The sequence below is a fragment of the Pseudomonas sp. UBA5666 genome (assembly GCF_002420785.1).
GTDB lineage: Bacteria > Pseudomonadota > Gammaproteobacteria > Pseudomonadales > Pseudomonadaceae > Aquipseudomonas > Aquipseudomonas fulva.
Window position 1 is genome coordinate 80,039 of the sequence record NZ_DIIQ01000007.1, and the last position, 258, is coordinate 80,296.

Below are 258 nucleotides of genomic sequence, written 5' to 3' on the forward strand. Positions count from 1 at the left end.
GGGCAACAACGCCTGGCGCGCAGTATCGGACTTTGCCATGTACGGCATGATCGCCTTCGTGCTGTATTTCCTGTTCGTGCTGGTGCGCTGGCCGCTGGAGAAACGCGCCCGCGAGCGCCGCCTGCGTGCCCAAGCCGCCGCCCAGCGCGAGGCCGCCGAAGCGCAGGCGCTGGCGCCTGGGGAGGCCTTGGCCGCGGAACGCAGCGATCGTTACCGTGACGACCCGCCTGCGCTGTCTGCCGGCGCTGGCCGGGTCGA

At 70.9% G+C, this 258-nt stretch carries 1 pseudogene; it reads left to right on the forward strand.

Annotated elements, in window-relative coordinates:
* Positions 1–258 (forward strand): annotated as a pseudogene (locus tag B2Y33_RS05310) (MFS transporter); the annotation flags it as partial.